Source organism: Mesorhizobium sp. M7A.F.Ca.CA.001.04.2.1, from assembly GCF_003998485.1.
Taxonomy (GTDB): Bacteria; Pseudomonadota; Alphaproteobacteria; order Rhizobiales; family Rhizobiaceae; genus Mesorhizobium; species Mesorhizobium ciceri.
On sequence record NZ_RZQT01000060.1, the window covers coordinates 18,335 to 37,598 of the forward strand.

The 19,264-nt window shown below is 66.3% G+C and carries 21 protein-coding genes and 1 tRNA gene; 5 read left to right on the plus strand and 17 right to left on the minus strand.

Going from position 1 to position 19,264, the window contains the following annotated elements:
- The first annotated feature begins 139 nt into the window (after positions 1 to 139).
- Together EN955_RS19580 and EN955_RS19585 are read left to right on the plus strand one after the other, a co-directional pair.
- Positions 140 to 1,252, plus strand: a complete 1,113-nt coding sequence (locus EN955_RS19580; protein ID WP_024501382.1) for an endonuclease/exonuclease/phosphatase family protein — start codon at positions 140 to 142, stop codon at positions 1,250 to 1,252.
- A gap of 3 nt (positions 1,253 to 1,255) precedes the next feature.
- Positions 1,256 to 1,972, plus strand: coding sequence for a hypothetical protein (locus tag EN955_RS19585; protein WP_013531068.1), 717 nt, complete (start codon positions 1,256 to 1,258; stop codon positions 1,970 to 1,972).
- Here EN955_RS19585 and EN955_RS19590 read toward each other — a convergent pair.
- The 4 genes from EN955_RS19590 to EN955_RS19605 all read right to left on the minus strand — a co-directional run bounded on the left by EN955_RS19590 (position 1,969) and on the right by EN955_RS19605 (position 5,568).
- Entirely contained in the window at positions 1,969 to 2,211 is a 243-nt protein-coding gene (locus EN955_RS19590; protein WP_013531069.1) for a hypothetical protein, read from the minus strand. The two genes, EN955_RS19585 and EN955_RS19590, sit on opposite strands and share 4 nt — an antisense overlap.
- Positions 2,212 to 2,343: 132 nt before the next feature.
- On the minus strand, positions 2,344 to 3,561 hold the full coding sequence (locus EN955_RS19595; RefSeq protein ID WP_024501381.1) for an ABC transporter permease: 1,218 nt from the start codon (positions 3,559 to 3,561) through the stop codon (positions 2,344 to 2,346).
- Positions 3,558 to 4,271: an ABC transporter ATP-binding protein gene (locus EN955_RS19600; RefSeq protein ID WP_013531071.1), complete on the minus strand. Its 714-nt coding sequence runs from the start codon at positions 4,269 to 4,271 to the stop codon at positions 3,558 to 3,560. The genes EN955_RS19595 and EN955_RS19600 overlap by 4 nt, the downstream gene beginning before the upstream one ends.
- Before the next feature lie 4 nt (positions 4,272 to 4,275).
- Positions 4,276 to 5,568: an efflux RND transporter periplasmic adaptor subunit gene (locus EN955_RS19605; RefSeq protein ID WP_024501380.1), complete on the minus strand. Its 1,293-nt coding sequence runs from the start codon at positions 5,566 to 5,568 to the stop codon at positions 4,276 to 4,278.
- A 101-nt stretch (positions 5,569 to 5,669) separates the two neighbouring features.
- Between EN955_RS19605 and EN955_RS19610 the strand changes: the two genes are divergently transcribed.
- The gene (locus tag EN955_RS19610) at positions 5,670 to 6,578 is read left to right on the plus strand and encodes a PhzF family phenazine biosynthesis protein (RefSeq protein ID WP_013531073.1); all 909 of its coding nucleotides are present in this window, start codon (positions 5,670 to 5,672) and stop codon (positions 6,576 to 6,578) included.
- A 106-nt stretch (positions 6,579 to 6,684) separates the two neighbouring features.
- A tRNA-Lys gene (locus EN955_RS19615) sits at positions 6,685 to 6,760 on the plus strand.
- A 113-nt stretch (positions 6,761 to 6,873) separates the two neighbouring features.
- Here the strand turns inward: EN955_RS19615 and EN955_RS19620 are convergent.
- From EN955_RS19620 to EN955_RS19655, 8 genes are all read right to left on the minus strand, one after another.
- The gene (locus EN955_RS19620; RefSeq protein WP_024501379.1) at positions 6,874 to 7,134 is read right to left on the minus strand and encodes a hypothetical protein; all 261 of its coding nucleotides are present in this window, start codon (positions 7,132 to 7,134) and stop codon (positions 6,874 to 6,876) included.
- A gap of 89 nt (positions 7,135 to 7,223) precedes the next feature.
- Positions 7,224 to 8,234: a nicotinate-nucleotide--dimethylbenzimidazole phosphoribosyltransferase gene (gene cobT, locus EN955_RS19625; protein WP_024501378.1), complete on the minus strand. Its 1,011-nt coding sequence runs from the start codon at positions 8,232 to 8,234 to the stop codon at positions 7,224 to 7,226.
- 52 nt (positions 8,235 to 8,286) lie between these two features.
- Complete coding sequence (gene cobS, locus EN955_RS19630) at positions 8,287 to 9,063, minus strand: adenosylcobinamide-GDP ribazoletransferase (RefSeq protein ID WP_024501377.1); 777 nt, start codon at positions 9,061 to 9,063, stop codon at positions 8,287 to 8,289.
- 3 nt (positions 9,064 to 9,066) lie between these two features.
- Complete coding sequence (locus tag EN955_RS19635; protein ID WP_024501376.1) at positions 9,067 to 10,380, minus strand: cobyrinate a,c-diamide synthase; 1,314 nt, start codon at positions 10,378 to 10,380, stop codon at positions 9,067 to 9,069.
- Entirely contained in the window at positions 10,377 to 11,195 is an 819-nt protein-coding gene (gene cobA, locus EN955_RS19640; protein WP_024501375.1) for a uroporphyrinogen-III C-methyltransferase, read from the minus strand. The genes EN955_RS19635 and cobA overlap by 4 nt, the downstream gene beginning before the upstream one ends.
- Positions 11,192 to 11,956 (minus strand): precorrin-4 C(11)-methyltransferase, encoded by a 765-nt coding sequence (gene cobM / locus EN955_RS19645; protein ID WP_024501374.1) that lies wholly within the window; start codon positions 11,954 to 11,956, stop codon positions 11,192 to 11,194. The genes cobA and cobM overlap by 4 nt, the downstream gene beginning before the upstream one ends.
- Complete coding sequence (locus tag EN955_RS19650) at positions 11,953 to 12,339, minus strand: cobalamin biosynthesis protein (protein ID WP_024501373.1); 387 nt, start codon at positions 12,337 to 12,339, stop codon at positions 11,953 to 11,955. The genes cobM and EN955_RS19650 overlap by 4 nt, the downstream gene beginning before the upstream one ends.
- Positions 12,336 to 13,565: a bifunctional cobalt-precorrin-7 (C(5))-methyltransferase/cobalt-precorrin-6B (C(15))-methyltransferase gene (locus EN955_RS19655; RefSeq protein ID WP_024501372.1), complete on the minus strand. Its 1,230-nt coding sequence runs from the start codon at positions 13,563 to 13,565 to the stop codon at positions 12,336 to 12,338. Before EN955_RS19655 ends, EN955_RS19650 begins: the two co-directional genes overlap by 4 nt.
- Position 13,566: 1 nt before the next feature.
- On the opposite strand from EN955_RS19655, the gene EN955_RS19660 reads away from it, so the two are divergent.
- Positions 13,567 to 14,343, plus strand: coding sequence for a cobalt-precorrin-6A reductase (locus EN955_RS19660; protein WP_024501371.1), 777 nt, complete (start codon positions 13,567 to 13,569; stop codon positions 14,341 to 14,343).
- Here the strand turns inward: EN955_RS19660 and EN955_RS19665 are convergent.
- The 5 genes from EN955_RS19665 to EN955_RS19685 all read right to left on the minus strand — a co-directional run.
- A complete protein-coding gene (locus EN955_RS19665) occupies positions 14,307 to 15,071 on the minus strand; it encodes a precorrin-3B C(17)-methyltransferase (RefSeq protein WP_024501370.1) in 765 nt (254 codons plus the stop codon). The two genes, EN955_RS19660 and EN955_RS19665, sit on opposite strands and share 37 nt — an antisense overlap.
- Complete coding sequence (locus EN955_RS19670) at positions 15,068 to 15,826, minus strand: precorrin-2 C(20)-methyltransferase (RefSeq protein ID WP_024501369.1); 759 nt, start codon at positions 15,824 to 15,826, stop codon at positions 15,068 to 15,070. The genes EN955_RS19665 and EN955_RS19670 overlap by 4 nt, the downstream gene beginning before the upstream one ends.
- Positions 15,823 to 16,455, minus strand: coding sequence for a precorrin-8X methylmutase (locus EN955_RS19675; protein WP_024501368.1), 633 nt, complete (start codon positions 16,453 to 16,455; stop codon positions 15,823 to 15,825). Before EN955_RS19675 ends, EN955_RS19670 begins: the two co-directional genes overlap by 4 nt.
- 2 nt (positions 16,456 to 16,457) lie before the next feature.
- A complete protein-coding gene (gene cobG / locus EN955_RS19680; protein ID WP_024501367.1) occupies positions 16,458 to 17,951 on the minus strand; it encodes a precorrin-3B synthase in 1,494 nt (497 codons plus the stop codon).
- Positions 17,948 to 19,264, minus strand: a 1,317-nt coding sequence (locus tag EN955_RS19685) for a cobaltochelatase subunit CobN (RefSeq protein ID WP_206523754.1), incomplete at its 5' end; no start/stop codon positions are given. The genes cobG and EN955_RS19685, both read right to left, overlap by 4 nt.

The following is a 19,264-nucleotide window of genomic DNA, read 5'->3' on the forward strand; positions in this document are numbered from 1 at the left end:
CAATGGATGTTTGCATCTGAACGGCGGATGAACGGAAAGGTTCCGTCAACCATGACGCGAACGCACCCAGGACCAATCGATCTCAGATGGTGGTCCTGCGCGCTTGTTTTCCGAAGCACTTGCGGGCAAAGGTCATGGCATGTCGCTGCGCCTTGCCACCTTCAATGTCGAGAACCTGATGAACAGGTTCGATTATTCCGGCTATCGCAACCAGCTCAACGAGGATCGAACGCTGGCGCTGTTCGATATCCAGAGCGAGGCGGAATACAGGATGCTGGAGCAGGCCCGCGCCATCGCCCAATCCGACGACACGCGCCAGCTGACGGCGCTGGCAATCGCTGCCACCCGGGCCGACATCATCTGCATGCAGGAGGTCGACAACATCGAGGCGCTGAAGGCCTTCGAATATGGCTATCTGTTCAAGATGGTGGGGCAGGGCTACCGGCAGAAATACACCACATCGGGCAATGATTCACGGGGCATCGACGTTGCCGTGATGATGCGCAATGAGACCGCCCAGGGCCAGCCGATCGAATTCGTGCGCATGACCAGCCACGCCTATGTCACCTACGAGCAGTTCGGGCTGCACACGCCGGAACTCGAGGCACTGGGCAATCAGGCCAATGAGCGCATTTTCCGGCGCGACTGCCTGGAGATCGACGTCACCGTGGGCGGCGTGCCGCTGACGCTCTATCTCGTGCATTTCAAGTCGATGGGTTCGCCGCGCAACGGGCTCGACGGGCGCGAGGCGACGATGCCGGTGCGCATCGCGGAGGCGCAGGCCGTGCGGCGCATCATCGAGGAGCGCTTCGGCAAGGACTATGCCGCCGACAAACGCTGGGCAATCTGCGGCGATATGAACGATTACCGCCAGCGTGTGAAGGTGGCCGGCGATGCGATCGACGGCTATCGCTTCGAGGTCGTCGACGAAGCCCTGTCCTGCATCAACGTGCTGACGGCCGGCGGCTTCTGCGAAAACGTCGTCGAGCGGCGGCCGGAGATGAACCGCTGGAGTTTCTACCACACGCGCGGACCGGAAGAGCGGCATCTGTGCCAGCTCGACTACATCCTGCTGTCGAAGGGGCTCGCCGCCAGCAACGCGACGGCTGTTCCCGACATCATCCGCAACGGCCAGCCCTGGCGCACCATCTTTCCGCCGGGGCAGGAAGTGGAGCGGTTTCCGCGTGCCGGCTGGGACCGGCCGAAGGCGTCGGACCATTGCCCGGTGGCGATCACGCTGGACATGACCTGACGCATGAGTTTCGACCTGCCACGCAACGTCATCCTGCCGGTCGACGCCATCGACGTCCGGCTCGATCCCGGTCCGCACCCGTTCGCAAGGGACAATGCAGAGGCGATCGCCGAGAACTGGCAGCACGAAATCGCTGCCAATCCGGCGCTGTTCGACGGCATGGTGGTGCTGCTGTCGCAGCTTGCCTACCGCGACAACCGTCTCGCCGGCCGCTGCCATGCGGTCAACTATTCGACTTTCATGCTGTGGCGGAAGCGGCGCGAGAATTCGGGCGCCGAGCATGCCTATGCCCATGCCATGCTGGTGGCTGCCGACAATGCGCTGGTGGCGATCCGCATGGGTCCGCACACGGTCAACGCCGGCCGCGTCTATTTTGCCGCCGGCTCATTCGAGCCGGTCGATTTTCGCGATGGCCTGGTCGATGTCGATTTCAACATGATCCGCGAAGTGCGCGAGGAAACCGGCCTCGACCTGTCAGGGGCTCATCGCGGCAAGCGCTACCACGCCATGTCGACCAACAGCGGCACGGTGATCTTCCGCCGCTACCACGCGGCGGCGCCCGCAGACGAGATCGCCCAGCGCATCTCAGCCTTCGTCGCCACCGAAACCGAGCCGGAGATCGACGGGCCAGTGATCATCCGCCATGCCGCCGACCTGCCGGTCGGCCTGTCACCGCACATGAAGCCGCTGATCGAGTGGCATTTCGCAAACGGGAGTTAAGGGCGCGTCTTGTTCTGTGCCGCGTTGCGATCGTTGCGGGCGGCGACGAGGAACAGGATGAAGCCGATGCCCAGCAAACCGCCCATCGCCATTCCCATGGTCTGGCCGACGACTGCCTGAAAATCGGCTGTGACGCGATCGGGATTGGCCATGCCGAAGCGGGCGAGATACCACCAGATGCCTGCAAGGAAGGCCTCGATGACGACCATCGTCAGGATCAGTCGTGCCTTCTTGCTCATCGGCTATTCCTCCACCCAAGGGTGAATTGCCCTAGCATCATGAACGGCGCGGCGACAGTGGCGGGTAGGGTGGAAACGTCTAAGGCTGTGCAAAACCGGTCTGAGCGCTGGCCGCGTTCCGGCCGGGTTGCCCTATTCGTGCCTAAGCGCGTCGATCGGATCGAGCCTGGCGCCGCGCAGCGCCGGGAAGAAGCCGAACACCATGCCGATGAGCGCGGAAAAGCCGACGGCGAGCAGGATCACCGCCGGGCTCGGCGCGAACGGGATGGTCAGCGTCACCGCGGCGAGGCCGGCCAGCGCCAGCCCGATCAGGATGCCGATGATGCCGCCGAGCAGCGACAGCACCGTGGCCTCGACCAGGAACTGGATCAGGATGTGCTTTTCATGCGCGCCGATGGCGAGCCTGATGCCGATCTCGCGGGTGCGTTCGGTGACCGACACCAGCATGATGTTCATGATGCCGATGCCGCCGACCAGCAGGCTGACGCCGGCGACGGCGCCCAGCATGCCGGTCATGGTGGTGGTGGCGCTGGCCATGGCGTCGGCGATCTGGGTCATGTCGCGGATGGCGAAATCGCTTTCACGATCGGGCGTGATGCGTCTGGCGTCGCGCAGAATGTCCTCGACGCGCGGCTGCAGCTCGCTGGTCGGCGTGCGGTCATCGGCGGCGATGTAGATGTTGTCGATGTCGCGGTTGCCGGCGATGCGGCGCTGGTAGGCGTGCAGCGGCATCAGCACGACATTGTCCTGATCCTGACCGAAGCCGGTATAGCCCTTGGGCTCGAGCAGGCCGATGATCTTGCAGGAGGTGCGGTTGACGCGGATGATCTCGCCCTCGGGATCGCCAGCGCCGAAGAATTGTTGGCGCACCGTCTCGCCGATCAGGCACACGCCGGTGCCCGAGCGGGTTTCGGAATCGCTGAACGGGCGGCCCGACACCAGTTTCCAGTCGCGCGCATCGAGATAGGCGCTGTCGGTGCCGGTGACGCCCGAGGTCAGGCTCTCGGTGCCGAAGATGACCCGGACCTGCTTTTGCGAAGCCGGCGAAATGGCGCGGGCGCCAGTCAGATGCGCAACCAGCGCCGCCAGCTCCTTTTCGGCCAGCGGACGCACCGCCTGGTCGAGCCCGCCCGGGCCACCGGGACCGGCCGGGCGACCGGAGCGGACGACCAGCAGATTGCTGCCGAGCTTGGAGATGTCGGCCTTGACCTTCTGCGTGGTGCCCGAGCCGATGGTGAGCATGGCAATGACGGCGGCAACGCCGATGACGATGCCGAGCAAGGTCAGGAACGAGCGCAGCACGTTGCGGCGGATCGAGCGCAGCGACAGGCGGACGGTTTCCCAGATCATGGTTGTGCGATCTCCAGCTTCCTGGAATCGGAGGCGACGTGGCCGTCGAGGAAGCGGATGGTGCGTTCGGCATAGTCGGCGACGTCGGCCTCGTGGGTGACCATGGCGATGGTTAGGCCAAGCTCCTTGTTGAGCCGCGTCAGCAACTCCATGATCTCGTGCGTGCGGGCGGTGTCGAGGTTGCCGGTCGGCTCGTCGGCGACGAGCAGCGTCGGGCGCGTGACGATGGCGCGCGCGATCGCCACGCGCTGCTGCTGGCCGCCGGACAGTTCGGCCGGCGTGTGGTGCTCGCGGCCGACAAGGCCGACCTCCGCCAGGGCCTGCATGGCAAGGTCGCGGCGCTCGCGGGCGGCCACGCCGCGATAGATCAGCGGCAGTTCGACATTTTCGGCCGCCGTGGTGCGGGCCAGCAGATTGTAACCCTGGAAGACGAAGCCGACATAGAGGTTGCGCAGCATGGCGCGGCGGTTGCGGTCGAGGCGGCCGGCGTCGATGCCCATGAAGGAATAGGTTCCGGCCGTCGGCGTGTCGAGGCAGCCGATGATGTTCATCGCCGTCGACTTGCCGGAACCGGACGGCCCCATGATGGCGACGAATTCGCCACGCCGGATGGCAAGATCGACGCCGGCCAGCGCATGCACCTTGGCCTCGCCCTGGCCATAGCTCTTCCAGACCTTGTCGAAGGTGATGAGGGCAGCACCGGCGGCCACGGCATCAGCTCCGCTGCTGCGACGCGGTGATGACCTGTGCGCCTTCGTCGAGGCCCGAAATGATCTCGGTCAGTTCGCCGTCGGTGGAGCCGATCTTGACGTTGACCGGGTGCGGACGCCCGTTCTCCAGCACGTAGAGCGTGCGCGAGCCGTCGGTGGGCGCTGTCGCGGCCTGGCGCTGGCGGTTGCCGCCGGGGCGGCCCATGCGGCCGGTGAACAGGTCGCTGAGGCTCCAGCCGCGTGCGGCCTGCTGGGCAGGACGAAAGCGGAACGCGGTGGCCGGCACGGTGAGCACGTCCTTGGCCTGCTTGGTGACGACCGAAACGGTGGCGGTCATGCCGGGCCGCAGCAGCAGCTCGTTGTTGTCGACCTCGAGCCGCGCATTGTAGGTGACGACGCCGTCGGTGGTGACCGAGGCATAGGAGATGTCGCGGATCTCGGCATCGAACGGCCGCTCGGGGAAGGCATCGACGGTGAAGCGGGCATGCTGGCCGGATTTGACCGCACCGATGTCGGCCTCGTCGACCGCCGCCACCAGTTCCATGTTCCTGAGATCGGCGGCGATGATGAACAGCACCGGCGCCTGCAGCGAGGAGGCGACCGTCTGGCCGGGATCGACCGAGCGCGTCAAAACGATGCCGTCGATCGGCGCATAGATGGTGCTCTTGGCAAGGTCGGTCTGCTGCGCCTTGAGGTCGGCCTGGGCGATGGCGAGGTTGGCCTGCGCACTGTCGAGAGCTGCCTTGGAACGGTCGCGCGTGGCGGTTGCCGCTTCAAGCGACTGGTCGGTCGCCATGCCGCGCCTGGTCAGTTCGGCGGCGCGCACCAGCGCCTTCTCGTTTTCCGCCAGCGTAACCGTGGCGTCCTCGACATTGGCGGCGGCGGCCTTGGCCGAAGCTTCGGCACGCTCGATCTGGACTTCGAGTTTCACCGTGTCGAGTGTCGCCAGCACGTCACCCTTCTTGACCTGCTGGTTCTCCTCGGCCGAGACCGAGCGGATGATGCCGGACAGTTCGCTTGAAATATCGACCTGGGTGAGTGGCTGCAGCGTGCCGGTCGCCGACACCGCGACGGTGAGGTCGGCCTTGGCGGCAGGCACGGTGGTGTAGTCAATCCTGGCCGGCGAGCCGGCATACCATTGATAGACGCCAAGCCCGGCGACGAGCACGATCAGCGCCAGCAACGCATAGAGCCACCCACGACGGCGCGATCTGCGCCGGCCTGTCTGGTCGAGCCCAAGCGCCGTCTCGATGGCGGAATCCGATTCCGTCTTTGGCAGATTGACAATCTGGTCCACGCTGGACCCCTATAATGCGCAATGTCCCTATCTGTGCACAGATCAGGCTTACCGGTTCAAATATCAAATTAAATTTCGCCCATGTTGGGATTGAGGCAGGAATGAAAACCCGGAATTACTTGCTTTACGATGTGTTTACGACCGAGCGACTGGCCGGCAATCCTTTGGCCGTCGTGCTGGACAGCAAGGGATTGGACACGGCCGCGATGCAGGCCATCGCGCGCGAATTCAACCTGTCCGAATCGGTGTTCGTCCTGCCGCCGGACAATCCCAAGCACAAAAACCGCATCCGCATCTTCACGCCCGACTATGAAATGCCGTTCGCCGGCCATCCGACGGTCGGCGCCGCGATCGCGCTGGCCGAACTTGCGGAGGAGGGCGGCGCCGGCATCTTCGTGCTGGAGGAAAACATCGGTCCGGTGCGGTGCGCCGTCAGCAAGCATGACGGCAACACTTTTGCCGAGTTCGATCTGGCGAAGCTGCCGGAGCCGCTGAAGCTCGATGCCGATCCGGAGGCGATCGGTGCCGCGCTTGGGTTGACGCCGCATGAGATCGGCTTCGAGAATCACCGCGTCGCATTCTGGTCGGCGGGCGTGCCCTATGTCACCATCCCGGTTGCCAATCTCGAGGCGGCGGGTCGCATCCGGCTGGACAACCAGGCCTGGTCGGAACTGGCGCCGCGCAAGAGCGAATGGGCCTTCGCCAGCCCCTATGTCTACTGCCGCGAGACGGTGAACCACGAAAGCGCCTTCCATGTGCGCATGATCGTGCCTGGCACGCCTTCCTATGAGGATCCGGCGACCGGCTCGGCGGCAGCCGCCTTTGCCGGCGCCATCATGCATTTCGACGCGCCGACCGATGGCATTTCACAGCTGTGGATCGAGCAGGGGCTGGAGATGGGCCGGCCATCGCGCATCCGCCTCGAACTGACCGTGCAAGGCGGAAAACTGGCCTCGGCGCGCATCGGCGGCAACGCAATCAAGGTGGCGGAAGGCAGGCTTTTCGTCTGATCGAACGCATGCTCGGTCGATTTGTCGGGAAATGATTCCGGCAGGGCTGGACAGGACCGATGGTGGCGGCTATATGCCCGCCAACGCCGGTTTTTGCCGGCCGAGTGGGTGCGTAGCTCAGTTGGTAGAGCAGCTGACTCTTAATCAGCGGGTCCACAGTTCAATCCTGTGCGCACCCACCAAATTCCTAGAAGAGTTGGTGGAAAGACCCTGAAAGCGAGACGCGTTTGGCGCATCTCGGGCAAGGCTGTCTGACTGTGATTCTTTAACCGCGCTATCCGGATCTTGTGGCGATTCAGCCGCGTTGGAAAATGCGGGTCAGAAACCGGCCGAATCGAAAAGCAAGGCTCTTTTCCCCGGCTGCAGCATCGCTGGCGCCAATTCCGTCTTTTCCCCCGGAGAAATCGCTGATGGGCCACCAGAAGAAGACCAGGAAGACAACGAAAATGCCGGTGTCGATCGGGCCATGACTTGAATAGCTGCTGTGACGGAACACAACAGCGACCGCCCCGGCGATAACACCGCAGCTGCGGCAGGATGAAATTTCTTCATCCACAAAAATCTATTTGAGAATCGCCGTTACGGTAAGATGCCTCCTTTGTCGTGACAACGGCATCTTTGTCGGCCGATACGGGGAATGAATAATTACTTCTCCGAAACGCCAGCCTCTGCAAAACTCGCCATGCGGGCATGGCACTCCAGCGCCGAGCGGACGATGTTGACGGCGAGGCAGGCGCCGGAGCCTTCGCCGAGCCGCATGCCGAGATCGAGCAGCGGCGGCAGGCCGAGCGCTTCGAGCAGGCCGCGATGGCCTGACTCAGCGGAGACATGGGCTGCGATGGTGTGGGCGAGGCCGGTTGGATGCAGCTTTGCCAGCGGGGCTGCGGCGGCGGTGCAGACGAAGCCGTCGAGCAGCACGGGTATGCCGAGATGGCGGGCGGCCAGCGTGGCGCCGAAGATGGCGGCCAGTTCGCGTCCGCCGAGCACGGCAGCGATAGCAAGCGGATCGGCGAGGGCTGCGGCGTGGCGCTTCAGGCCGGCTTCGATGGCGACCACCTTGCGCTTCAAGCCGGCGTCGTCGACGCCGGTGCCGCGTCCGGTCCATTTTTCCGCACCGCCACCGAACAGGGCTGCTGAAACGGCCGCTGCCGGCGTCGTGTTGCCGATACCCATTTCGCCGAAGCAGATAAGGTCCAGATCCTTCGTCACCGCATCATAGCCGGCCGAGACCGCCGCCAGAAAGGCCGCTTCGTCCATTGCCGGACCTTGGGTGAAGTCGCCGGTCGGATGGTCGAGATCGAGCGGGATGACGTCGAGTTCGGCGCCGGCCATGCGGGCAAGCTGGTTGATGGCGGCACCGCCGCCAGCGAAATTCGCCACCATCTGCACGGTGACTTCCGAGGGATAGGCCGACACACCTTGCGCGGTGACGCCGTGGTTGCCGGCGAAGACGAAAACCTTGACGCGGTCGAGTTTCGGCATGTCGCGGCCCTGCCAGCGCGCCAGCCACGCGGCGATGGTCTCGAGCCGGCCGAGGCTGCCTTGCGGCTTGGTCAGCGTGTCCTGGCGGCGTGCGACCGCATTGGCCGCGGCATCGCTGCCAGACGGCAGGTCGAGGCAGGCGGCGCGCAATTCACGTAGGGATTTGAAGGGCATGGGGGCAAAGTCTCCGAAAAGGAATCAGGCCATGGGGATCAGGCCAAAGGGATCAGGAAAGCGCTACGGAAGCGACGAGCAGCACCGCGATCTCGCTTGCCTGCTGCAAGGCGCCGATCGTGTCGCCGGTCTGGCCCTCGATCTGGTTGAAGCAAAGGGCGCGGAACGCGGCAAACAGCAGGCCAAGCAGGATCAGCGCGAAGACGGCGCCGCCCAGCCCGAGCAAGAGAAGCGGGATCGCGCCGAGCAAGGCGCCGGCCATGGCGGTTTCCTGCGAGACGGTGCCGGCGTCGACCGAGAGGCCGTCGACGCGCGCTGGAGGCAAGAGATGCATGAAGGCGCCAAGCAGGCCGCGCGAGGCCGCGTGTGCGGCCAGGAGGGCAAACAGGGCCTGTGTGGGATCGACGAACTCCGACAGCGCGCTCCAGCGGACCAGCAGCGACAGAGCCAGCGCCGCCGCACCATAGGCGCCGATGCGGCTGTCGCGCATGATCTCAAGTTTGCGGCCGCGCGATTTGCCGCCGCCAAAACCGTCGGCGACGTCGGACAGGCCGTCCTCATGCAGGCAGCCGGTGGTGAGCAGGGTTGCCACAAGGGCAAGTGCGGCCGCCGGCCCCATGGCAAGGCCGAACCGTTCCGCCGTGGCAAAAACGATGGCGCCGATCAGGCCGACGACGAGACCGGCGATGGGGGCGGCCCAGATCGCCGCGGCAAGGCTGCGGCCGCGAAAATCGAAGACGGGCAGCGGCAGCCTGGTGAAGAAGACCAGGCAGAGCGCGATGTCGTCGACGACCTGTCGTGGTGAGAGGGCCAGATTCCCGAATTTCATGCTCTAGCCCCTCGCAATCGCATGGAAGAAGGTGCCGCTGACATGGCCGCGCCGGTAGCCCGAGGCGCCGATCGGATTGCCCTGGCCGTCGGCAAGGTCGGCCAGCGGCTCGTCATTGCCGGTGGCCGTCATCTGCGCATAGTGGAATTCGTGGCCACGGATCAGCGCGCCCTGTGCACCCAGCGGACAATCGGCACGCAGCCGCGCCTCGCGGTAGCCGAGGTTCATCTTGCGCCTGGCGAAGCTGGTGGCGTGGCCGAGCAGGCCGAGCATCGCATGCGTTTCGCCCGACGCGTCCTCCAGAGCTTCGCCGAGCACCATGAAGCCACCGCACTCGCCATGGATGGGCTTCGTCGCGGCGAAACGCGCCATGCCGGCGCGGAAAGTCGCGGCGGCGGCGAGCTTGCCGGCGTGAAGCTCGGGATAGCCGCCCGGCAGCCAGCAAACGTCGCAGGTCCCGTCGGGCGCTTCGTCGACGAGCGGCGAGAACGGGACGATTTCCGCACCCGCCTTGCGCCAGTAGGCGGCGACATGCGGATAGAGGAAGGTGAAGGCGGCATCCTCGGCCAGCGCGATGCGTTGGCCGGGCGGCGCCAGCGCGTCGTCGAAACCGCCGGGCGCGGGGGTGAGGGGCGTCGCCAGGGCCATGATCGCATCGAGATCGAGCGACTTTTCCGCCATGTCGGCCAGCCGGTCGAGATGCGCCATCAGGTCGTCATATTCGCCAGCCTGGACAAGGCCGAGATGCCGCTCGGGCAGGTTCAGAGTGGGATCGCGCAGGATGGCGCCGACGACCGGCAGGCCGATCGCCTCGATGGCCTCGCTGCACAGCTTGCGGTGCCGCTCGCTGCCCAGCCGATTGAGCGCGACACCGGCCATGCGCACGTCAGGATCATAGGTGGCAAAACCCTTGGCGACAGCCGCCGCCGTGGTCGACTGGCCGGAGACGTCGAGCACCAGCAGCACCGGCAGGCCATAGAGCCGCGCCAGGTCGGCCGCCGAGCCGGTTCGGCCGGGAGCCGCGGGTATCCCGTCGAACAGGCCCATGGCGCTTTCCAGGATGACGAAATCGGTGTCATCGGCGGCTTGCGCGGCAAGCGCGTTGAGCAGCGATGGCGGCATCGCCCAGCTGTCCAGATTGACACCGGAGAGGCCCGTGGCGGCGGTGTGGAAGCCGGGGTCGATATAGTCGGGGCCGGATTTGGCGCCGCGCACCTTCAGCCCGCGCCGGGTCAGCGCCCGCAGGATGCCGATGGTGACGCTGGTCTTGCCGGAGCCGGAGCGCGGCGCGCCGATGATGATGGCGCGGGCCGTCATGCTTGCCCCGCCAGGGCCGCGCGCATGGCAACGATGCCGCCAACGACGATCAGCGCCGGCGAGGCCAGACCGGCGGCCGCCGCTTCCTCGGCAATGGTGGCGAGCGTGGCGACGACGGTTCGCTCCTGCGGCGTCGTCGCGGCGACGATCACTGCGGCCGGTGTCGACGGCGCCAGCCCGCCATCGAGCAGTGCTGCGGCGATCAAGGGCAGATTGGCCATGCCCATATAGACGACGACAGGCTGGCCGGTGCGGGCGATCGCTGCCCAGTCGAGATCGTCATCGGTGCCGGCGGCGTGGCCGGTGGCCAGGATCACCGCCTTGTTGATGCCGCGCATGGTGGCGGGGATGCCGGTCGCGGCCAGCGCACTGAGGCCCGAGGTCAGGCCGGGCAGGACGCGGAACGGGATACTTTCCCGCGCCAGCGCCAGAGCTTCTTCGCCGCCACGGCCGAAAATATAGGGATCGCCGCCCTTCAGCCTGACGACGCGGCGGCCTTCGCGTGCGAGCCGGACCAGCAGGGCGGTGATGTCGTCCTGTTTCATCGACGGTTTGCCGCCGCGCTTGCCTGCAAAGAAAAGCTCGGCATTCTCCGCAACTGCGACAATGTCAGGGGACACCAGTGCGTCGTAGACCAGCGCATCCGCCTCGGCCAAAGCCGCCAGCACTTCGAGCGTCAGGCAGCCGGGGTCGCCGGGGCCGGCGCCGGCAAGCCAGACATGGCCCGGCTCCAGTTGGCGCGGCTTGAAGTTCAGCCGGGACAAGGCTTTTTCGAGCGTGGCGTTTTCGCCGGTGTTTTTGGTGCTGCCGCTCACAATCCGTCCCGTCCGCGAAAACGCCGCTGATAATGGGCGTCGTATAATGAACTCTCGCCAAAACCTCGCGCCGCCAGCGAGCGGCCGACGAAGATGATCGCCGTGCGCTCCATCGGATCGGCGGCGAGCTGTGCCTCGATGGTCGCCAGCGTGCCGGTCAGCACGCGCTCGTCCGGCCAGGAAGCGCGGAAGACGACCGCCACCGGGCAATCGCCGCCATAGTGCGGCGTCAGTTCGGCGACGACGCGATCGATGGCGTGGATGGCAAGATGAATAGCGAGCGTGGCGCCGGTGCGGCCGAAGCCGGCCAGCGTTTCGCCGGGCGGCATTTTTGACGCGCGGCCGGAAATGCGGGTCAGCACCAGGCTTTGCGCCACTTCGGGAATGGTCAGCTCGCGGCGCAATGCTGCGGCGGCGGCGGCGAAGGAGGGGACGCCCGGCGTCAGCGTATAAGGGATGCCGTGCTTTTCCAGCCGGCGGATCTGCTCGGCGACCGCGCTCCATACCGACAGGTCACCGGAATGCAGCCGGGCGACATCCTGGCCTGATTTGTGCGCCTCGAGATAGGCGGCCTCGATCTCGTCGAGCGACATCGGCGCGGTGTCGACCAGCTTTGTCCCCGGCGCGCAGTGCTGCAGCAATTCGGGCGCGACGATCGAGCCGGCATGCAGGCAAACCGGGCAGTTTGCCAAAAGCCTTGCGCCGCGCAGCGTGATGAGGTCGGCCGCACCTGGACCGGCGCCGATGAAATGAACGGTCATGGCGCATCTCCGCTGATGGCGATGGCACAGGTGACCGGGCCGAGCACCGTGCGGGGGCCAAGCAGTTTTGCGCCTGTGCCGGCGACGGCGAGGGCGGACGCCTCGGAGACCGATGGTGTGCCGGCAACATCCTGCGAGAGATCGGAATGGCTGGGCGTATCCGACGAGGCAGCTTGAAGTGCTGAGTCGTCGACGACGATGACGGGAAGACTCAGCGTGCGGCCAGCGGCGGCGATCGCTTCTTCATCCTTCTTGAACGCGGCAGTCGCCAGTGCCGACAGCGCCGTCATCGCCAACCCATGCGCCTCCAGCGCCGTTTCGATCGCCGCAAGCACCTCTTCGACGCCCACGCCCTTTCGGCAGCCTATGCCTGCGACCATCATGGCTTCATCCAGCTCCATTGCGTCACTGGCATAGCCGGCCGCCAGGCCTGCATCGAGCCGACCGGCGAGGCCCGGGAGATGTTTATACGCGTGAGATCGCCGCCGAGCTTCGTATGCTGGGCAAGAAGCAGGGCTTCCATCTCCAGCGTCACCGCGTTGGCGACGAGACGGCCGCCAGTGTGCAGGGCCTTGATGGCAGCGTTCAAGACACCGGCATCGCTGCCGCCACCGCCGATGAAGATCGCGTCTGGCGTGTCCAGTCTGGCAAGCGCCTTCGGCGCGCTGCCTTCGACCACGACGAGGCCGGGAACGCCACAGGCAGCGGCGTTGCGACCAATACGGGCAGCGCGCACCGGATCGGCCTCGATGGCAAAAGTGCGCATGGAAGGGTGGGCCAGCATCCATTCTATGCCGATGGAACCGGAGCCGGCGCCGATGTCCCACAGCAACTCGCCGCGCCGCGGCGCCAGCGCCGACAGGGTGATCGCGCGGATTTCGCGCTTGGTGATCTGGCCGTCATGGTCGAACAGGTGATCGGCAAGGCCTGATGTGAGCGGCAGCACGCGCGCGTCCGGACCGGATTCAACTTCGACCGCCAGCACGTTGAGCGGATTGAGGTTTTCGAGGTCGAAGGCATCGGCGCGGACCGAGCGCTGGGTCTCGCTTGGCCCACCCAACGCCTCCAGGATCGTCAGCCGCGATGCGCCGAAGTCGAGTTCCGCGAGCAGGCGGGCAATCGCCGCGGGGGCCTCTGCATCCGAGGTCAGCGCCAGGATGCGCGCGCCTGGCTGCAGCAGCGGCCGGATCAGGTCGAGCGGCCGGCCGTGCAGCGAGACGGTTTCGATATCCTGCAGCGCCCAGCCGAGCCGGGCGGCCGCCAGTGAAACGGCTGAAGGCGCGGGGATAACGTGCATCTCTTGCGCCTTGACCTTGCGGGCGAGCGTGGCGCCGACGCCGTGGAAGAAGGGATCGCCGGAGGCGAGCACGCAGACGCGCCTGCCGGCGAGCGCCAGCACGTCAGCCATTTCGGCATCGAACGGAATCGGCCATGGGCGCGCCTCGCCCTTGGCGAAGGAAGCGACAAGGGCGAGGTGCCGCTTGCCGCCGAAGATGATCTCAGCCTGGGCAATCCGCTGCTTGGCCTCGTCGCCGAGACCCGCTAAACCGTCCTCGCCGATGCCGACGACTGTCAGCCAGGCGGCTCGCGATTGACGCTCAGCAGGCATAATGACCCACCGTATCCTGATCCTCGGCGGCACCACCGAAGCGCGGCAACTGGCCGGAAAACTGGCGGCGCGTGCCTCGGTCACGCTGTCGCTGGCCGGCCGCACCGAAAGCCCGGTCGCGCAAGGCGTGCCGGTGCGAAGCGGAGGCTTTGGCGGCGCCGACGGGCTGGCCGCTTACCTCACGGAAACGGCCACCGATCTGCTGATCGACGCCACGCATCCCTATGCGGCGCAAATCTCCGCCAATGCCGCACAAGCCGCGCGCATGGCCGGCGTGCCGATCCTTGCCCTGCGGCGTCCCGGCTGGGAGCCTGTCGAAGGCGACCGCTGGACGTTGGTCGGTACGGTCGGCGATGCCGCGCAAGCGCTTGGACCGGCGCCGCGCCGCGTTTTTCTGGCACTGGGCCGGCAAGAGGTTGCGGCTTTCGAAGCAGCGCCCCAGCACCACTATCTCATTCGCAGTGTCGATCCGGTCGAGCCGAAGCTGGCCGTGCCCGACGCCGAATATCTGTTGGCCCGTGGCCCGTTTCGCGACGCGGAGGAACGCGCGCTGCTCGAAAGGCACCGCATCGATGTCGTGGTGTCCAAGAACAGCGGCGGCGAGGCGACCTTTGGCAAGATCGCCTCGGCTCGGGCGCTTGGCATCGAGGTGGTCATGATCCGCAGGCCTGATCTGCCGGACGTGCCCTCGGCTGAAACCGTCGAAGCGCTGGCCGCCATTGTCGATCGATTTGGGGTCGATCATTTTGTCCGTCCCGTGGACGAGCGCGGCGTGTAGACCAGCGCCGGCTTCTCCGTGCGCTTGATAATCCTGGTTTCCGGCGAGCCGATGATGATGCAGGTCGCCATGTCCGCCTTTTCAGCCTCGACATCGGCCAGCAGGTAGACCTCGATACGCTCGTCCGGGCGACCGGCGGCGCGGCCGAAGATTACCGGCGTGGTGCCCGGCAGGATGGCGGTCAGGCACTCGAAGGCGCGGCCGAGTTGCCAGGGGCGGGCCTTGCTGATCGGGTTGTAAAGCGCGATGACGAAGCCGGCACCGGCCGCCGCCAGCAGGCGCAGTTCGATCAATTCCCATGGCTTTAGATTGTCGGAGAGCGAGATGGCGCAGAAATCATGGCCGAGCGGCGCCCCGATGCGGGCGGCAACCGCCAGCATGGCGGTGATGCCGGGCACCACGGCGACATCGACCGCGCGCCATTCGACCGGACCGGCCTCGATCGCCTCGCAGACGGCCGCCGCCATGGCGAACACGCCGGGATCGCCGCCGGAGACCACGGCGACGTCATGGCCCTCTGCGGCCTTGCTCAATGCGTCCTTGGAGCGGGCGAGTTCCTCGCGGTTGTCGGAAGCGACGCGGGTCTGGTCCGGGCGCAGGTCCAGCCGGTCGAGATAGGGTTTGTAGCCGTAAAAGAATTTCGCCTCGGCGACAGCGCGGCTGGCCTCCGGGGTGACCTGATCGGCATTGCCGGGCCCAAGGCCGATGACGGTGAGACGGCCACTCATGCCTGTGCTCCCACGGCGCCGGGGCGACCGGACCAGCCGGCGACCAGCACGATGGCGAAGTAGGGTGCCTTGTCGTCCTTTTTGTCGGCAAGCTTCATCGAGACGCTGCCGGCCATGGTGCCGCGCTCGACATAGACGGCGCGCGACAGCTTGGCCGTAGCCTCCAGCGCCCGCCTGATCTTGGGCAGGTTGCGGCCGACCTTCATGATCACGGCGGCATCGGTGTCGGCGAGCCGGCGGCTCAGCTCGAACTCGCTCATCGTGCCCGGCAGCACGGTGAGCACGTCGTCGCCCTGGACGATCGGAATACCGGTCTGCGACCAGCAGCCGGACATGGCGGTGACGCCGGGGATGACTTCGGTCGGAAAACGATGGGCGAGGCGCACATGCAGATGCATGTAAGAGCCGTAGAACAGCGGATCGCCCTCCGACAGCACCGCAACCATTCTGCCGGCTTCGAGGTGCTCGGCGACCTTCTCGGCCGACTCCTCGTAGAAAGCCGTGATCTGCGAGCGGTAGTCGTCGTGATCCCTGGCGATTTCGGTTGTGACGGGATAGAGCAGCGGCAATTCCGTCATTTCGGGCCGGAACTGCGCTTCGACGATGGCGCGGGCGTTGCTGTTGTTGCCGCGCTTGGCGAAATAGGCCACGACATCGGCCTCGGCCAGGATGCGGGCGGCTTTTAGGGTCAGCAGTTCGGGGTCGCCAGGACCGGTGCCGACGCCAACGAGGCGGCCTTTGAGAAAGGCGTTCACAGGCCAGGCCTCGCCAATGAATTGAGCGCGGCGGCGGTCATGGCACTGCCGCCAAGCCGGCCACGCACGATGGCGTAGGGAACGCCGTAGGAATTCTCGGCCAGCGCATCCTTGGATTCGGCCGCACCGACGAAGCCGACCGGCATGCCGATGATGGCCGCCGGCTTCGGTGCGCCATCGCGCAGTTTTTCCAGGAGATAGAATAGCGCGGTCGGCGCATTGCCGATGGCAACCACAGAGCCGGCCATGCGCTCGCCCCAGAGGTCGATGGCGGCGGCCGAGCGGGTGTTGCCGATCTCCCTGGCGATGTCGTGCGTACGCGGGTCGCGCAAGGTGCAGATCACCTCGTTGCCCGCCGGCAGCCTGGCGCGGGTGACGCCATGCGAGACCATTTCCGCGTCGCAGAAGATCGGCGCGCCGGCCGCCAAAGCGGTGCGGGCGGCGGCAACGAAATCGGTGGAGAACACAAAATGATTTGAAGCTTCGACCTGGCCGCAGGCATGGATCATGCGAATGGCGACATCGGCCTCGGCTTCGGAGAAGCGCGACAGATCGGCCTCGGCGCGGATGATGGCGAAGGAGCGCTCGTAGATCGCCGTGCCGTCATGGATGTAGTCGTAGGCGGCCATGCTCATTTCCGTTTTTCAGTTTGGGCCTGTCGGTAGGCCTCGGCGATACCGGCCGGCCCGAGCCTTGTCAGGCAAGCGGCGGCGGTTTCACCTTGATATCGTGTGCTGCGGATCATCGCCGCGACGCGGCCGATGCCGCGCGCGGCGTCATAGCCCGGCCTGTAGCCGGCAGGAAGGGCCTTTGCCGTCGCGTTCACGACAAGTCCGGCTCCATTTTCGCCGCCGACGATCGTCAGCGCTGCCGGACCGGGGTGGGCGCAGCCTTTGGCACAGCCGGAAATGTGAAGGGTGAAGTCGAGGATGTCGGCTGTTTCAGCGGCTATCGTCTCGGCGATGTCGCGTGTGGCGATGCGGCCGGAGGCGCAGGCCGGCATGCCCGGGCAAGCGGCAATGCGCGTGCGCGGGTCGGCGGGGGCGGTGACGAAGCCGAGGATGGCGGCGGTGTGTTGGAGCGATGGGTTGGCGGCGGTTGGTTGCCCGAGGAACAGCAAGGCACGACCGGGGGCGAGGCGGATTTCGGTTGTGCCGAGGGCGATGGCGGCTTGCGCGAGGGCGATGATCTTGTCGGCCGGCATGCTGCCGTAGGGCAGGGCGATGCCGAGGGCGGTGGCGTGGCCGGCTAAGGGGAAAAGGCCGATAGGTTTGCGCGAGGCGCCCCCCTCTGTCCTGCCGGACATCTCCCCCTCTAGGGGGGAGATTACGCCGTCACCGATGGTTTCGCCAATCTCCGGTGCTGTTAAGGAAAAGCCGGCGTCGAAGCTGCCAATCTCCCCGCCTGAGGGGGAGATGTCCGGCAGGACAGAGGGGGGCGCCTCGCGCAAACTCGTCGAGCATAGCCAACCCGCCAGGGACACTAATTGCCTCTCCGATAAATCCCTTGCGTGGGCCTCGCGGCCTTTCTCTGCAACCATCCTTAGAACTGCAACGGCAATATCGCGCGCCGCACCTTGATCGGCAAACGCCAGCGGCCTCGCATTCCTCCCGTCACCCGCGACAGACACCCGCCACCGAACTCCCGCATCGGTGCGCGTTGCAGCAAGCCGCAGGTCGGCCGTGACCGCATCCATGGTGAGTTGCCCGCAGCCGTCCACAACGACCGACACCTTCGGCCCTAGGCGCTGTACGAGCCCAGCTTCTTCGATCGCAGCCCTGGTACGTTCAGCCAGCGGCCGGGGATCGGCAATCTCTTGCGGATCAATGCCTGCCAGCGGCCCGGTCTCGACCGGCACGCCGGTGCGCACCGCGATATCAAGCGCATCGACCTCCGCCGCCAGCAGCGCAGCACTTTGCGCCGTCAGCCCGCGTATCTGCAAACTGCCGCGCGCGGTGACTTCCATGATGCCATTGCCGTGCCGCAAAGCGGATTCGGCTAGTCCGATCAACGACTCTGGCGACATCCCCCCAGCAACCGGGTTGAGCCGCACCAGCAGGCCGTCGCCGGTTTGCATCGGCGCCGACAAAGCCGGACAGGCGCCGCGGCGCGAGAAGGCGTTCATGCCGCCACCCCAAGCGCTTCTGCTTCGGCAATCAGGGCTGTCAAATCGCCGTCGATGGAATTGCGCAGGGGATGCCACAGGCCGCGCCGGCGCGCCGACAGGAAGCGCTCGGCGATGATTTTTGCGGCGGCTGGGTTTTCGCGCAGGATGAAGGCGCGGACCATGGGATCGCCTAGATAGGCATCATGAACCGCCTCGATCAGCGTTCCCGAAATGGCGTGCGTGGTTTCGGCGAAGCCAATCAGCCGGTCGACGGTTTCGGCGAATTCCGAGGCGCCGCGCGGGCCGTGGCGCATCTGGCCTGATATGAAGCGTGGATTGACGGCGCGGGCACGCACGACGCGCGCTACGGCCTCACTGATCGAGCGTGGCTTCGGCTTTTGCGGGTCCGTGGTGTCGAGCACGATGACGTCGGCATTCCTGCCGAGCGCCGCAACTGCTGCGGAAAAGCCGCCGATGAAGGCGACATCGGCGGAGCCCTCGAGGATGTCGCGGCCGGGGTCGTCGCCGGTGTGGACGAGAAGATCGGCTTCGGCGATGCGGCCCTCGAAAACGCCGGGCGCGGAGATGCCTTCGCCCCCGGCGCCGCCATAGGCGTGCGATGTAGCGTCGAGATAGGCGCGGCCGATTTCGTCGCGCGCGCTCCAGTCGCCGGAGGACATGAGATCCTCGACGCCGGTGCCATAGGTGCCGGGCGAGGTGCCGAAAATGCGCGGGCTGATCTTGCCGTCGGCGCGGGTTTTGGCCGCGAGCGGGTTTTCCGAATCGTCCTCGTCGCGCGCGGCAACCGCGTTGGCTGCGGCATCGATCAGCGCGATTTGGGTCGGGAACATGTCGCGGAACAGGCCTGATATGCGCCATGTGACATCGACGCGTGGCCTTCCGAGCGTGGCCGGCGGCAGCACTTCGATGCCGGTGATGCGGCCGGTGGCCAAATCCCATTGCGGCCGGCAGCCCATCAGCGCCAGGCCTTGAGCGATCTCCTCGCCGCCGGTGCGCAGCGATGCCGAGCCCCAGAGATCGATGACCAGCGAGCGCGGCCAGTCGCCATGCGACTGCATGTAGCCGCGCACGACTTCCTCCGCCGCGGCCTTGCCCAGATCATAGGCGGTCGGCGTCGGCATGGTGCGCGGGTCCGAGGTGAACAGATTGCGGCCGGTGGGCAAGACGTCCGAGCGGCCGCGCGCAGGCGCGCCGGCCGGCCCGGCCTTGATGTGGCGGCCATCGAGCGCGGCAAGCAGCGCCGTCTTCTCGGCTTCAGCGCTCTGGCGGCGCATGGCGTCGGGCTCATCCTCCGGAGCGCGGCCGTAGAT

Bases quoted from the DNA above. Each gene is read 5' to 3' on its own strand.
- EN955_RS19580 (WP_024501382.1), top strand. From the start codon at position 140: ATGTCGCTGCGCCTTGCCACCTTCAATGTCGAGAACCTGATGAACAGG.
- EN955_RS19585 (WP_013531068.1), top strand. From the start codon at position 1,256: ATGAGTTTCGACCTGCCACGCAACGTCATCCTGCCGGTCGACGCCATC.
- EN955_RS19590 (WP_013531069.1), bottom strand. From the start codon at position 2,211: ATGAGCAAGAAGGCACGACTGATCCTGACGATGGTCGTCATCGAGGCC.
- EN955_RS19595 (WP_024501381.1), bottom strand. From the start codon at position 3,561: ATGATCTGGGAAACCGTCCGCCTGTCGCTGCGCTCGATCCGCCGCAAC.
- EN955_RS19610 (WP_013531073.1), top strand. From the start codon at position 5,670: ATGAAAACCCGGAATTACTTGCTTTACGATGTGTTTACGACCGAGCGA.
- cobT (WP_024501378.1), bottom strand. From the start codon at position 8,234: ATGCCCTTCAAATCCCTACGTGAATTGCGCGCCGCCTGCCTCGACCTG.
- cobS (WP_024501377.1), bottom strand. From the start codon at position 9,063: ATGAAATTCGGGAATCTGGCCCTCTCACCACGACAGGTCGTCGACGAC.
- EN955_RS19635 (WP_024501376.1), bottom strand. From the start codon at position 10,380: ATGACGGCCCGCGCCATCATCATCGGCGCGCCGCGCTCCGGCTCCGGC.
- cobM (WP_024501374.1), bottom strand. From the start codon at position 11,956: ATGACCGTTCATTTCATCGGCGCCGGTCCAGGTGCGGCCGACCTCATC.
- EN955_RS19650 (WP_024501373.1), bottom strand. From the start codon at position 12,339: ATGATGGTCGCAGGCATAGGCTGCCGAAAGGGCGTGGGCGTCGAAGAG.
- EN955_RS19655 (WP_024501372.1), bottom strand. From the start codon at position 13,565: ATGCCTGCTGAGCGTCAATCGCGAGCCGCCTGGCTGACAGTCGTCGGC.
- EN955_RS19660 (WP_024501371.1), top strand. From the start codon at position 13,567: ATGACCCACCGTATCCTGATCCTCGGCGGCACCACCGAAGCGCGGCAA.
- EN955_RS19665 (WP_024501370.1), bottom strand. From the start codon at position 15,071: ATGAGTGGCCGTCTCACCGTCATCGGCCTTGGGCCCGGCAATGCCGAT.
- EN955_RS19675 (WP_024501368.1), bottom strand. From the start codon at position 16,455: ATGGCCGCCTACGACTACATCCATGACGGCACGGCGATCTACGAGCGC.
- cobG (WP_024501367.1), bottom strand. From the start codon at position 17,951: ATGAACGCCTTCTCGCGCCGCGGCGCCTGTCCGGCTTTGTCGGCGCCG.